Below are 12,305 nucleotides of genomic sequence, written 5' to 3'. Positions count from 1 at the left end.
GCTGACCGACGACCCGGAACTCTGGGCGTCCGGTGTGGAGTCGGGGCGGCGCACCCTCTGGCTGATGCGCCGCGACGGCGACCGGCCCAAGCTGCCCGGCGGCCGCCGCCCCTACGTCCGCGCGCCCCTGCCGGCCCGGCCCCGGACCCTGCGCTACGACCCCGAGGAGGAGACCCTCCACCTGGACGAGGGCCGCGTCTCCCCCGTCCCCGCGGCGGCCTGGGACTACGAGCTGAACGGCAGCCGCGTCCTCGAAGCGTGGTTCACCTCGCGCACCGCTCCCGCCGCCCCCGGCACGCTGGAGGCGATCCGCCCGGCGGCATGGCCCCAGCCGTGGACGTCGGAGCTGCTGGAGCTGATCACGGTGCTCGCGCTGCTCGCCGAACAGCGCCGGTGGCGAGCCGGGGCCGAGGTCACCTCTTCGATCACGGCGACGGACCTGCGCCGGGCGGGCGTCCTCCCGCCCCCACGGTCCTCACGCCTGCCCGCCTCGGTCCTGGACCACCCCGAGGAGGGCCCGGAAGGACAGTTCGCCCTGCTGTAGCGGTTCGGCCGGGGCGACAGTCCTCGTGCTGCGACCGGAAGGGTTCACCGGCTCGCGACGCCCGGCACGGCACCTCGCCGCGTTGTCGCATCACCCGAGTACGTCCGGTACGCGGGTGATGCTCCGCCTTGCGATGCACCGCACCGGACGCCGCGAGCTTCCCGGCAAACCCTCCCGGCCACCGCACTAGCGCGGCTCGTACGCGTCCAGGATTCTGCCGAGCGCCCGTTCGAAGACCGCCTCCAGATCCACCGGCCCCGGATCCTCCGCGAACGCCTCCGCCATCCTCGGATACGCCCCGGACGCGATCTGCCGGGCCAGGTAGGCCCCCCGCACCGCGGTCTCCTCCTCCTCCGACCACGGCAGCGCCCGCGCCCGCTCCGCGGTGTCCAGCTCGTTGCGCACGTACGTCGTCACCACGCCGTTGACCATGGCGATCAGCTCCAGCTTGGTCCCGTAGGAAGCCTCCAGGGGTTCCAGACAGGCCAGACAGTGCTCCAGGTAGCGCAGGGTGTGCGGGCTGAACCCGTAGACCGGTGACATCAGGCGCGGAATCCACGGGTGCCGGTGCATCAGCGCCCGCGTCTGGCGCGCCACCCGCATCAGCTCCGCCCGCCAGTCGCCGCCCGGCTCCCACAGGACGTGCTCGGCGGCGGCCGCGTCGACCATCAGCTCGTACAGGTCCTCCTTGCGGGGGACGTAGTTGTACAGCGACATCGTGCCGCACCCCAGCTCCGCCGCGACGTGCCGCATCGACACCGCGTCGAGCCCCCGCGCGTCGGCGATGCGGACGGCCGCCGCCGCGATGTCGTCGCGGGTGTACGCCGGCTTCGGCCCCCGCCCGGTGCGCTCGGGGCGCGCCCAGATCACCTCGGGAACGGCCCCTCGGACTGCCATCGGTCATCACCTCGGCCACCATCGTAGTTACGTACACCGTACGGAGTGCGCTATGGTCGGCGCATGGCAACTACGTACGCTGTACTTAGTGAAGGTCTGGAGAAGCGCTTCGGCGCGGTGCACGCCCTGCGCGGCCTCGATCTGGCGGTGGCGCAGGGCACCGTCTGCGGGCTGCTGGGGCCGAACGGCGCCGGGAAGACCACCGCGGTGCGCCTGCTGACCACCCTGCTGCGGCCGGACTCCGGTTCGGCGCGGGTCGCGGGGCACGACCTGGTCCGCGAGGCCGCCGAGGTCCGTCGCCGGATCGCGGTCACCGGGCAGTACGCCTCGGTCGACGGCGATCTGACCGGCCGGGAGAACCTGCGGCTGTTCGCCCGGCTGCACCGGGTGCGCGGTCCGGCCGCGCGCGCCGACGAACTGCTGGAGCGCTTCGGGCTCACCGAGGCCGCGAACCGGCGCTCCGCCACCTACTCGGGCGGCATGCGGCGCCGCCTCGATCTCGCCGCGAGCCTGATCGGCCGCCCGGAGGTGCTCTTCCTGGACGAGCCGACCACCGGCCTCGACCCGGCCGGCCGCGCCGGCATCTGGCAGGCGGTGCGCGAACTGGCGGCGCGGGGCACGACGGTGCTGCTGACCACCCAGTACCTGGAGGAGGCCGACCAGCTCGCCGACGACATCGCCCTGATGGACCGGGGGAGGATCGCGCACACCGGCTCGCCCGCCGAACTCAAGGCGCGGATCGGCTCGTTCGCCGAGGCCGTGGTCGCCGACCGGTCCACCCTGGACAGGGCGGCGGCCGTCCTGGACCGGCTCACCGGCCGCGAGCCGGTGTTCGACCGGGCGCGCGACTCCGTGGGCGCCCTCACCACCGACCCGACGCTCACCCTGCCCCGCCTGGTGCGCGAACTCGACGCGGCGGGGGTGCCGCTGCTCGACGCGAGCCTGCGCCCGCCCACCCTGGACGATGTGTTCCTGCGGCTGACCGGAGCGGCCGCCGAGACCGAGGAGCGTGCCGCGTGAGCGCGTTGGCGTACGACGGACTGGCCATGACGGGCCGGCAGCTGCGCCGGATCCGCAACAGCCCGGGCCTGGCCGTGCTGACCCAGATGATGCCGATCAACATGCTGCTGTTCTTCGGCTATGTCTTCGGCAGCGCGATCGCGATGCCCGGCCGCGAGTACCGCGCCTTCCTGGTGCCGGGGCTGCTGGCCGCGACCGCGGCGGGCGGGCTGATGACCGGCATGTTCCAGGCCGCCGCGGACACCCACCGGGGCGTGACGGACCGGTTCCGGTCGCTGCCGGTGAGCCGGGCCGCCGTACCGCTCGGCCAGGCGGTCGCGGACCTCCTGGTGACCAGCGTCGGCACGGTGCCGCTGCTGCTGGTGGGGCTCGCCGTGGGCTGGCGGATCGAGGGGTCGGCGCTCGCGGCGGCCGGCGCGGTGGGGCTGCTGCTGCTCTTCCGGTTCGCCTGCACCTGCGCCGGGATCTTCCTGGGACTGCTCACCCGCAGCGAGGACGCGGCCGGGCAGCTCGGCGCCTCCTCCTTCGTGCTGCCGCTGCTGTCCGACGCGTACATCCCGACGGACCAGCTGCCGGGCTGGCTGCGGACGCTCGCCGAGTGGAACCCGATCAGCGCGGTGACCACCGCCCTGCGGGACCTGTTCGGCAACGCGCCCGTGCCGCACGGCGCGGCCTGGCCGGTGGCCCATCCGGTCGCCGGGGCGCTCGCCTGGAGCCTCGTGCTGATCGCGGTGTTCCTGCCGCCGGCGGTGCGCCGGTACGGCCGCGGCGAGTGAGCGGGGACGTACTGACAAACCCGCGGGGCAGGGGAGATCATCCACCCCATGGACCAGCAGCCGCTGCCCCTGGAGGGCATCACCGTCGTCACCGTGGAACAGGCCGTGGCCGCGCCCTTCGCGACCCGGCAGCTCGCGGACCTGGGGGCCCGGGTCATCAAGGTGGAGCGGGTGGACGGGGGCGACTTCGCGCGGGGCTACGACACGGCGGCGCGCGGACTCGCCTCCCACTTCGTGTGGTGCAACCGCGGCAAGGAGTCCCTCGCCCTCGACCTGAAGGACCCGCGGGGCCTCGCGGTCGTACGGCGGCTGGTCGCGGACGCGGACGTGTTCGTGCAGAACCTGGCGCACGGCGCGGCGGCCCGGCTGGGGCTGGACGCGGCCACGCTGTGCGCCGCCCACCCACGGCTGGTCGCCGTGGACATCTCGGGCTACGGCGCCGGCGGACCGTACGCGGACAAGCGGGCCTACGACATGCTGGTGCAGTGCGAGGCGGGCCTGGTGTCGGTGACCGGGACACCGGAGCGGCCGGTGAAGGCGGGCATCCCGGCGGCGGACATCGCGGCGGGCATGTACGCGTTCTCGGGGGTGCTGGCGGCGCTGGTGCGGCGGGGCGTGACCGGGCGCGGCGGGCCGGTGGAGGTGTCCATGCTGGAGGCGCTGGCCGAGTGGCTGGGGCATCCGCTGCACCACACGCTGCACGGCGGTGAGCCGCCGGCCCGCACCGGGCTCGCACACGCGGTGATCGCCCCGTACGACGCCTATGCCACGGCGGACGGCGGCCGGGTGCTTCTGTCGGTGCAGAACGACCGGGAGTGGCGGCGGCTGGCCGAACAGGTCATGGAGCGGCCGGAGTTGGGCACCGATCCGAGGTTCGCGACGAACGCCGCGCGGGTCGCGCGCCGGGCGGAGACGGACGGCCTGGTGGCGCGGGCGCTGAGCGCGCTGGGCGCGGACGAGGCCGTCGCGCGGCTGGAGAGGGCGGGCATCGCCTGTGCGCGGCTGCGGGATCTGCGCGAGCTGGCGGAGCATCCGCAGCTGGCGGCGCGTCAGCGGTGGCGTCAGGTGGGTTCGCCGGTGGGGCCGTTGCGGGCGCTGCTGCCTCCGGTCACGCTGCCGGGCGGGAAGGAGGCGCGGATGGGCGACGTGCCCGCGCTCGGACAGCACACCGGGGCGCTGCTGCGTGCCGTGGGGATGACGGACGACGAGATCGCAGCGTTGCGCCGGGACGGTGTGGCGGCCTGAGCGCGGGCCCTGGACACGGGTCCAGGACCGCCGGTTCGCCCGGTGAGCGCCGGGTGGGCGCCCGAAGGGGCCGGTCAGTGACCGGCGAAGGGCCGATCAGGCTGGTCGCGGGCGGCCAGTGGCGGGCGAGGGTCGCTCCGCGACTGCCTCGCGGCCGCCTCAGTGGCCGCTTCGGTGACCGCCGAACAGCGAACGGCGCAGCCGGCGCAGCGGCGCGAAGAGCGAGACCCGGCCGACCCGCGCACGCCGGTCGCTGTGCCCCCGCCTGGTGTCGCGCGCCGTCAGCTCCCGCATCAGCGAGGTCGCCTCGACGGTCTTCTGCTGCGGTATGGCGGGACCACCGAGCACCGCCAGATGGCGGTCCAGGCGCGAACTGGTCGCACTGCTCCCGCAGGTGATCGCAGGGACCCTGGCCCTGCTGCGCACTGTTATCTGTTCCATGTCACTCCCCACCCGTACGAGTCCACCCGGCCCGGGCAGAGTAACCCTATCTCCCCACTGGGGCACACGTGTATCTCGCCCACGGGATTCACCTTCCCCGTAAGGGGGTTGATCAACCCTCGGCGACTACTCTCCGAATGCGACCGGTTTCAGGGCGAGTTGGACAACCGGCTGGCCGACGGCCCACATCCGCTCGCCCCTCGGGCCCGACGGTCACGGCGCGTGACGACCACCGGGTGCCCGGCCCGCGCCGGCCGGGGGCGCGCCGCCCCGGCGGGGGCCCGGGGGCGCCGAGCGGCCCCCGTCGATACGGAAGCGGTCACTCCACGGACCCGGCGGCGACCCGGCCGCGGCGGGGCCCGGCCGGGGGTCCGGAACGTGGGCCATCTCACGCGCTCGAACACGCGCGGCGGTGGGAACCCCGCCCGGCCGGGGCCCCCACCGCCGCACAACGGGCTCGTCCGCCGCCGCGCGCGAGACGGCGGACGAGCCCTGGGAAGTACCAGGAGTTCACCTCGACACCGCGGACCCGTCCCCGGGTTCACCCTGAAGGGCGGGCCCGGAGAAGCTCCGTACGGGGCTCACCCGTTCGGGTCAGCCGGCCGCGTTGGTGAGCGCCGGCAGATAGCCGCCCGACTGACCGGCGGCGGTGGGGTGGTAGGACTCGGTGACGTCGAGGACGTTGAGGCTGTGGAGCCAGGAGTCGCCGGAGCAGATCTCGTGGCTGGCGAAGGCGGAGCGGACGTCACCGAAGACGAAGCCGTGGGCCTGGACGCGGGACTGGATGGTGCTGTCAAGGGTGTCGGCGGCGTTGTTGATGGCCGAGCGCTTGGTGTCGGACAGGCCGAGGCAGACCTGGCCGAGCAGGTAGAAGCGCGGGTAACCGATCACGACCACACGGGCGTTGGGCGCCTTGGAGTGGATGGCGTTGTAGACGGTGTCCAGCTTCCCGGGCAGCGTGTTGGTGATGTACGAGGTCGCGGTGGCGAGCCGGGACAGACAGGTGCTGTCGGAGCTCAGCACACAGGTCTGCATGACGTCCGCGAAGCCGGCGTCGTTGCCGCCGATGCTGATGGACACCAGCGAGGTGGACGAGTTGAGGGAACCGAGCTGGTTGGCCATCACATCGTCCGTCGTCGCGCCCGAGCAGGCGTTGAAGGCGAACGAGGCGGGCTTGTGCGCGGTGTTCCACAGGTACGCGGCGGCGTTGGTGCTGCGGTCGCAGTCGCCGCTGGAGCTGATGTAGCTGCCGGCGCCGACGCCGGAGGCGTAGGAGTCACCCAGCGCCACGTAGCCACCGCTGTTGCTGGCCGCCTGCGCCGACGCCGCCTGCGTGAGGCCGAGGCCGAGGGCGAGGAGAAGCGGAGCGACGAGACCGGCAAGTCTGGAACGTCTCATGGAACCTCCCGAGTAGCAGGAACTCTGCGGCAACTTAAGTAGCAACTACGCGCGTTGACTGGAAGTGTTCATGCCAAGAATTTCTGACTCTCCATAAGACCGTCGCCGAAGGGTTACCGCCCATCTATTGCGCGTACATGCCAACTGTGGTGACAAGGCGTCAGCCTGCCGCCCGGAGCGGCTATTCCAGCGGTCGTCACATCCCCGGGACACCCGGGACAAGCGGTGGAAATGCCGTGCGCGGAGGGCATCGGTGACGGATCATGGCGGCATGCCTGCCAACCCCCACGACGCTCTGCCGATCCGGCTCCACGTCGACGATTCCGACTCGCCGTCCGACGTCGTCGACGCGCTGTTCCTCGGCCGTTTCGCGACGGGCGAGCAGCCGTACTCGCACGCTGCGAACATCGACCGCGTGCGCTCCGGCGCGACCCTGCTGCCCGAGGGCGCCCAGGTGCTGCGGGTCGCCCGGGACGACGACCGCAGCGCCACCCTCGCCGAGGGCGACGGCTGGACCCTGCTGGTCTCCCGCTGGAACCGGGGCGCCGACGTCACCGTGACCGCGACCAGCCCCGAACTGGCCCAGCGCATCCTCGACCAGGCCACCGACGGCGCGGCGGACGAGCCCGAACCCCAGCCGGAGAACGTGACGATGGGGTTCTGGTACGTCTCCCCGCGCCGCGGCCCGCACCGCACCACCCGGCAGATCTCCGCGGGCACGTGGTCCGAGATCCGGCCCAACTACACCGCGCCGGTGGCCGAGGCGATGGACCGGCTGATGAAGACCACCCCCGAGGACATCGCGGGCCGCCTGCTGCTGCTGCACGGCCCGCCCGGCACCGGCAAGACCTCAGCGCTGCGCACCCTGGCCCGCTCCTGGCGCAACTGGTGCCAGGTCGACTGCGTGCTCGACCCCGAGCGGCTCTTCTCCGACGTCGGCTATCTGATGGACATCGCGATCGGCGAGGAGGACGGCACGGGCAAGGGCCGCTGGCGGCTGCTGCTCCTGGAGGACTGCGACGAGCTGATCCGCGGCGAGGCCCGGCACACCGCGGGCCAGGCGCTGTCCCGGCTGCTGAACCTCACCGACGGACTGCTCGGCCAGGGCCGCAACGTCCTGGTGGGCGTCACCACCAACGAGGACCTGGAGCGGCTGCACCCCGCCGTGGTCCGCCCGGGCCGCTGTCTGGCCCGTATCGAGGTCGGCCCGCTCACCCGCGACGAGGCGGTGCACTGGCTCGGCACCGAGGAGGGCGTCGGCCGGGAGGGCGCGACCCTGGCGGAGCTGTACGCGCTGCGCCGGGGCACCGCGCCGACCTCGGTGCCGGGCGCCCGCACCGGCGCGGACGCGGGGCTCTACCTGTAGTGCTTTCATGAAGGCGTGACCTTGTTCGTCGGCACCTCGGGGTGGCAGTACAAGGACTGGCGGGACCTCGTCTATCCGGCCGGGGTCCCGGCGCGGCTGTGGCTGGAGGAGTACACGCGCCTCTTCGCGACGGTGGAGATCAACAACGCGTTCTACCGGCTGCCGTCGTACGACACCTTCGCCGCCTGGCGGGTGCGGGTGCCGCCGGACTTCCTGGTCGCGGTCAAGGCCAGCCGGTTCCTCACCCACATCAAGCGGCTGAAGGACCCCGAGGAGCCGGTGCACCGGCTGATGACCCACGCGGCGGGCCTCGGCGACCGCCTCGGCCCGGTCCTGCTCCAGCTCCCGCCGACCCTGCGGGCCGACCCGGACCTGCTGGACGCCTGCCTGTCCTGCTTCCCGGCCGGTACGAGGGTGGCGGTGGAGCCGCGCCACGAGTCCTGGTGGACACCGCGGGTGCGCGACGTGCTGGCCGCCCGGGGCGCGGCCCTGTGCTGGGCGGACGTCCTGGCCCGCCCGGTCACCCCGCTGTGGCGCACCGCCGACTGGGGCTACGTCCGCTTCCACCAGGGCCGCGCCCGCCCCTGGCCCCGCTACGGCCGGCGCTCCCTGGAGACCTGGGTCGACCGCGTCGCCACGACCTGGCCCGACGGCGAGGACGTGTACGCCTACTTCAACAACGACCCCGGCGGCGCGGCGGTGGCGGACGCGGTGGCCTTCGGCCGGGCGGCACGGAAGGCGGGCCTGACGACGAGCCGGACACCGGAGCCGGCGGCGCGCCGGTAGGCCTGCCCTCCGGATCGGGCCGGCCCGGGGCGGAAGGTCTCAGCCCCCGTACGCCGCCCGCAGCGCGTCCCGTACCGCCGCCAGCGCCTCCTCCTCCCCGAGGCCCAGCCGGTGGGCCCGGTCCGCGTAGGCCTGTGCGGCCAGGGACGCCTCGCGCTGCGCGGCCGAGCCGGCGGCGGCCACGTACGTGCCGCGACGCCCCCGTGTCTCGATCACCCCGTCGCCCTCCAGCGCCCGGTACGCCTTGGCCACCGTGTTCACCGCGAGCCCCAGGGACTCGGCCAGCCCCCGCACGGTCGGCAGCCGGTACCCCACCGGCAGCACCCCCGACCGCGCCTGCTCGGAAATCTGCGCCCGCACCTGCTCGTACGGAGGCGCGCTGTCATCGATGCGGATCTTCAGGCTCACGGCCCCGATTCTCCCGCACGCGCGGAAAATCAGAGGCATCCCCCGCACGTCTGCCCGTACGGTCCCTGCCCATGACAGTGATCGTGCGTGATCTGCGTCCCGAGGCTCCTGGTGACACCGAGGGCTTCGCCCGGGTGCGCCGACTGGCCCTGCCGTACATCCTGTTCACCGCGGACTCGGTGCGGCACAACGCGCTGCACACGCATCCGGACGCCCGCTACCGCCCGCTGGTCGCGGAGGAGGACGGCGAAGTGACCGGCACGGCCCAGGTGCTCCTGGCGTACGACAGCGACGAGCCGGGCCAGGGCCTGCTGAACGTCTACGTCCGACCCGACCGCACGGGCCGCGGCGCGGGCGGGCTGCTGCTGCGCACGGCCGAGGAGCACCTCGCCTCGATCGGCGCGACCAAGGTGTACAGCTGGGTCCTCGACGAGCCGGGCAACCGCGCCTTCGCCGAGCGGCACGGCTACCGCGCCGGCCGGTCCGCGCACTTCCTGCGCCGGGACCTGGCGGGCGCCGCGCTCCCGCCGCTCCCGCCCGCCCCGCCGGGCGTCGAGCTGCGCGCGGCCGCGGAGTTCGCGGACGATCCGCGCCCGCTGTTCGAACTGGACGCGGAGACGCTGCTGGACGAGCCGGGCGAGATCTCCTACGAGTCCCGGGGCTACGAGGACTGGCTCGCCCGGGTCTGGCACCACCCCCTGCTGGACCGCGAGCTGTCCATGGCGGCGTGCGCCGACGGCCGTCCGGTCGCCTTCAGCCTGGCCTACACCGACGGCGACGGCCGCTACTCCAGCGCGATGACCGGGACCGCCCGCGCCCATCGCGGCCGGGGCCTGGCCAAGCTCGCCAAGCTGCACTCCCTGCACCGCGCCCGCGCCGCCGGCGTCACCGAGGCCTTCACGGGCAACGACGCCGGCAACGACCCCATGATCGCCATCAACCAGTGGCTCGGCTACCGGATCCGCGCCACGGAGGTCCACTATGTCCGCGAACTCTCCTGAGACCGCCGCCGATTTGACGGTCGCCCTGGTCAAGGGCGGCCGTACGAAGATCCGTTACCCGGCCGGGCTGCTCGGGGACGACGGCAACCGGATCGTGGTCCGGGCGCCCTGGGCGGGCTCCGGCGTCCGTGACTTCGGCTTCGTCCGCTTCGAGCCGGGCGATGTGTTCACCGAGTACTACTGGCGCGACCGGTGGTACGCGGTGAAGGAGGTCCGCGCCGCGGACGGCTCCGTCAAGGGCTGGTACTGCGACGTCACCCGGCCCGCGGTGCGCACCGGCGCGGAGCTGGTGGTGGAGGACCTGGACCTGGACCTGTGGCGCTCGGCGGACGGCGGGGACGTACGGCGGCTGGACGAGGACGAGTTCGCGGCGAGCGGGCTGGCCGAGGCGGACCCCGAGGCGGCGCAGGCGGCCGTGGCCGCCCTCGACGAGTTGGAGCGCCTGGCCCGCGAGGGCGGCTTCGCGGAACTGCTGGCCTGAGACTCCCCCTCGCGGCTCATACGGCCGCCACCACCGCGTACCGCTCGTCGGTCACCTCCTTGCCCCACAGCACCGGGTCGCCGGACAGCCGCTCCACGCGTACGTCGGCCGTCAGCGACGCGAGCAGCGCGGTGAGCCGGCCGGCGGGTATGCCGACAGGGTGCAGGGTGCCCCAGACGCCCTCGACCAGCACGAACCGGCCGTGCGGGCGCAGCAGGTCCCGCCAGTGGCGCAGCGCCCGGGCCGGGTCTGGCAGCGTCCACAGCACATGCCGTACGAGGACGACGTCGAACCGCAGCTCCCCCACCGGCGGGGCCTCGGCCGGTCCGCACAGCACCTCCGCGCGGCGGCCGGCGAGCTTGGCGCGGGCCCGTTCGACCATCGCCGGGGAGAGGTCGACGGCCGTCACCCGGTGTCCCTGCCCGGCCGCGAGGAGCGACAGGCTGCCGGTGCCGCAGCCGAGGTCGAGCACGTCGGCGGGGTGGGCGGGCAGCCAGGACCGGAGTCTGGCCGCCCAGGCGGCCCGCACCTCGGGATCGCGCAGGCCGTGGTCGGGTTCGGCGTCGAATCCGGCGGCCTGCGCATCCCAGTCCACGGGCGGGGCAGTCGTCACGGTGTGCTCGTGCTCATCGGTCATGGCCGGAGAGTGACACACGCCACTGACAGCACCGGATCGATGGGGAACTCTCACCAGCAGCGACCGTCCCCGTGGCACCACGGAACCCGGTGGTCGCCGAAGGAGGCACCGATGCGCCGTACGACCGTGCACAAGCCCCTGAAGAGGACGGACAGCCGCCGGGTCCGCGAGGAGGCCGAGGAGCGCCCCGCGGGCCGCCCGGAGGTGCGCAAGGACGTCGCACGCACCTGGTGGCCCGACGGCTGACCGGGCGTGCGCCCGCCTCAGCCGATGGCGGAGGCGCAGGTGGTGGGGCTCGCGTGGGCCGGATCGAGGGCGTTCGCGACCTCGTGGAACGCGATCCGGTCGGTCAGGGCGATCGCCAGGTGCTCGGAGAGGTCGAGCGGGCACAGGTCCTGGAGCAGCACGTTGCGGACGTCGGAGCCGCTGAGGTACTGACTGCGCCAGGGCGTGGCCACCTCGTCGTACTGGGTCGCGATGACCGTGTAGTGCACGCCGGGCACGGTGTCGCCGCCCGCGTTGAGCTTGCTGAGGAAGGCGGAGCCGGGTATCTGGTCGGCGAGGCCGGGGGTGGTGGCCTTGACCAGGTCCTCGGCGCCGGGGAAGTACGGCAGCAGGTGGGTGAGGCCGCTGAGGGTGGCGCCGTGGTTGTCGGGGGCGATGCCGACGAGCGAGCCGACCTTGGCCGCGCCGCCGAGGAACTTCAGGTAGTAGCGGGGCACCATGCCGCCCTGCGAGTGCCCGACGAGGTCGACCTTGGCGGCGCCGGTGGCGGCGCGCACCTGGTCCACGAAGGCCGACAGCTGGGCGGCCGACTGGTCGATGGGCCCGAGTCCGTGGAAGACGGGGACTCCCGGGAGCTGCCCGTAGTCGAGGGAGAAGACGCAGTATCCGCGCGCCTCCAGGTAGGGGGCGAGAGCGAGCCAGTTGTCGACCGAGTTGCCGAGGGTGCCGTGGACCAGGACGACGGGTCGGGGGTGGGCGGCGGAGGGCGTGCAGGAGTAGTCGTTCCAGCCGGTGTGGACGGTGGTGCCGGCGTGCGCGGCCGTGGCCGGGAGGGTGACGGCGGCGGCGGACAGGAGCAGGGCGGCGAGGGGTCTGAGCACGCGTTTCCAGGGCAGCATCGGGTGATCTCCTTGCGGGTCAAGGGGTACGGCGGAGGCCTGTCCCGGTGATCCGGATCACGAGGATGCTGTTCACTCGTCAAGTTACGAGCGGGTAGCCGGACTGTGAAGTTACGCGCGGGTAAAACTTCCCGTGCGCCCGCGACCTGACGTGGCGTCACCAGACGGGCCGCACCGGCCC

15 protein-coding genes are annotated in these 12,305 nt (G+C 73.5%); 9 read left to right on the top strand and 6 right to left on the bottom strand.

Annotated features, from left to right (window positions below; genetic code table 11):
* Positions 1-544: type ISP restriction/modification enzyme (locus FRZ03_RS13625; RefSeq protein WP_315902641.1), on the top strand; the 544-nt coding region annotated here is incomplete at its 5' end.
* A 186-nt stretch (positions 545-730) separates the two neighbouring features.
* Here the strand turns inward: FRZ03_RS13625 and FRZ03_RS13620 are convergent.
* Entirely contained in the window at positions 731-1,441 is a 711-nt protein-coding gene (locus tag FRZ03_RS13620; protein ID WP_146465411.1) for a TetR/AcrR family transcriptional regulator, read from the bottom strand.
* 63 nt (positions 1,442-1,504) lie between these two features.
* On the opposite strand from FRZ03_RS13620, the gene FRZ03_RS13615 reads away from it, so the two are divergent.
* The 3 genes from FRZ03_RS13615 to FRZ03_RS13605 are packed head-to-tail and all read left to right on the top strand — an operon-like array spanning position 1,505 to position 4,482.
* On the top strand, positions 1,505-2,461 hold the full coding sequence (locus FRZ03_RS13615; protein ID WP_146465410.1) for an ATP-binding cassette domain-containing protein: 957 nt from the start codon (positions 1,505-1,507) through the stop codon (positions 2,459-2,461).
* On the top strand, positions 2,458-3,237 hold the full coding sequence (locus tag FRZ03_RS13610) for an ABC transporter permease (protein ID WP_261399002.1): 780 nt from the start codon (positions 2,458-2,460) through the stop codon (positions 3,235-3,237). The genes FRZ03_RS13615 and FRZ03_RS13610 overlap by 4 nt, the downstream gene beginning before the upstream one ends.
* 48 nt (positions 3,238-3,285) lie before the next feature.
* Complete coding sequence (locus FRZ03_RS13605) at positions 3,286-4,482, top strand: CaiB/BaiF CoA transferase family protein (RefSeq protein WP_146465409.1); 1,197 nt, start codon at positions 3,286-3,288, stop codon at positions 4,480-4,482.
* 159 nt (positions 4,483-4,641) lie between these two features.
* Here FRZ03_RS13605 and FRZ03_RS13600 read toward each other — a convergent pair whose 3' ends face one another.
* Both FRZ03_RS13600 and FRZ03_RS13595 read right to left on the bottom strand, forming a co-directional pair.
* Positions 4,642-4,923 carry a hypothetical protein gene (locus FRZ03_RS13600; RefSeq protein WP_146465408.1) on the bottom strand — a complete coding sequence of 94 codons (282 nt, stop codon included), beginning with the start codon at positions 4,921-4,923 and terminating at the stop codon, positions 4,642-4,644.
* A gap of 594 nt (positions 4,924-5,517) precedes the next feature.
* A complete protein-coding gene (locus FRZ03_RS13595) occupies positions 5,518-6,321 on the bottom strand; it encodes an SGNH/GDSL hydrolase family protein (RefSeq protein ID WP_146465407.1) in 804 nt (267 codons plus the stop codon).
* Between the two features lie 271 nt (positions 6,322-6,592).
* On the opposite strand from FRZ03_RS13595, the gene FRZ03_RS13590 reads away from it, so the two are divergent.
* Entirely contained in the window at positions 6,593-7,687 is a 1,095-nt protein-coding gene (locus FRZ03_RS13590) for a DUF5925 domain-containing protein (RefSeq protein WP_146465406.1), read from the top strand.
* Between the two features lie 15 nt (positions 7,688-7,702).
* Complete coding sequence (locus FRZ03_RS13585; protein WP_146465405.1) at positions 7,703-8,473, top strand: DUF72 domain-containing protein; 771 nt, start codon at positions 7,703-7,705, stop codon at positions 8,471-8,473.
* Between the two features lie 39 nt (positions 8,474-8,512).
* Here the strand turns inward: FRZ03_RS13585 and FRZ03_RS13580 are convergent, their stop codons facing one another.
* Positions 8,513-8,881 (bottom strand): GntR family transcriptional regulator, encoded by a 369-nt coding sequence (locus tag FRZ03_RS13580; RefSeq protein ID WP_186785406.1) that lies wholly within the window; start codon positions 8,879-8,881, stop codon positions 8,513-8,515.
* 71 nt (positions 8,882-8,952) lie between these two features.
* On the opposite strand from FRZ03_RS13580, the gene FRZ03_RS13575 reads away from it, so the two are divergent.
* Together FRZ03_RS13575 and FRZ03_RS13570 are read left to right on the top strand one after the other, a co-directional pair.
* Positions 8,953-9,882 carry a GNAT family N-acetyltransferase gene (locus FRZ03_RS13575; protein ID WP_146465403.1) on the top strand — a complete coding sequence of 310 codons (930 nt, stop codon included), beginning with the start codon at positions 8,953-8,955 and terminating at the stop codon, positions 9,880-9,882.
* Positions 9,863-10,363, top strand: coding sequence for a ribonuclease FAU-1 family protein (locus tag FRZ03_RS13570; RefSeq protein WP_146465402.1), 501 nt, complete (start codon positions 9,863-9,865; stop codon positions 10,361-10,363). Before FRZ03_RS13575 ends, FRZ03_RS13570 begins: the two co-directional genes overlap by 20 nt.
* 16 nt (positions 10,364-10,379) lie before the next feature.
* Here FRZ03_RS13570 and FRZ03_RS13565 read toward each other — a convergent pair whose 3' ends face one another.
* Positions 10,380-11,000, bottom strand: a complete 621-nt coding sequence (locus tag FRZ03_RS13565) for a class I SAM-dependent methyltransferase (protein WP_146465401.1) — start codon at positions 10,998-11,000, stop codon at positions 10,380-10,382.
* Positions 11,001-11,111: 111 nt separating this feature from the next.
* Between FRZ03_RS13565 and FRZ03_RS40280 the strand changes: the two genes are divergently transcribed.
* The gene (locus FRZ03_RS40280) at positions 11,112-11,246 is read left to right on the top strand and encodes a hypothetical protein (RefSeq protein WP_146465400.1); all 135 of its coding nucleotides are present in this window, start codon (positions 11,112-11,114) and stop codon (positions 11,244-11,246) included.
* Positions 11,247-11,263: 17 nt separating this feature from the next.
* Here the strand turns inward: FRZ03_RS40280 and FRZ03_RS13555 are convergent, their stop codons facing one another.
* Positions 11,264-12,124 (bottom strand): esterase/lipase family protein, encoded by an 861-nt coding sequence (locus tag FRZ03_RS13555; RefSeq protein WP_146465399.1) that lies wholly within the window; start codon positions 12,122-12,124, stop codon positions 11,264-11,266.
* Positions 12,125-12,305 lie beyond the last annotated feature (181 nt).

This window comes from Streptomyces misionensis, assembly GCF_007896895.1.
Lineage (GTDB): Bacteria > Actinomycetota > Actinomycetes > Streptomycetales > Streptomycetaceae > Streptomyces > Streptomyces misionensis_A.
The sequence above is the reverse complement of the archived record's forward strand: the minus strand, read 5'-3'. Positions and strand labels throughout refer to the sequence as shown.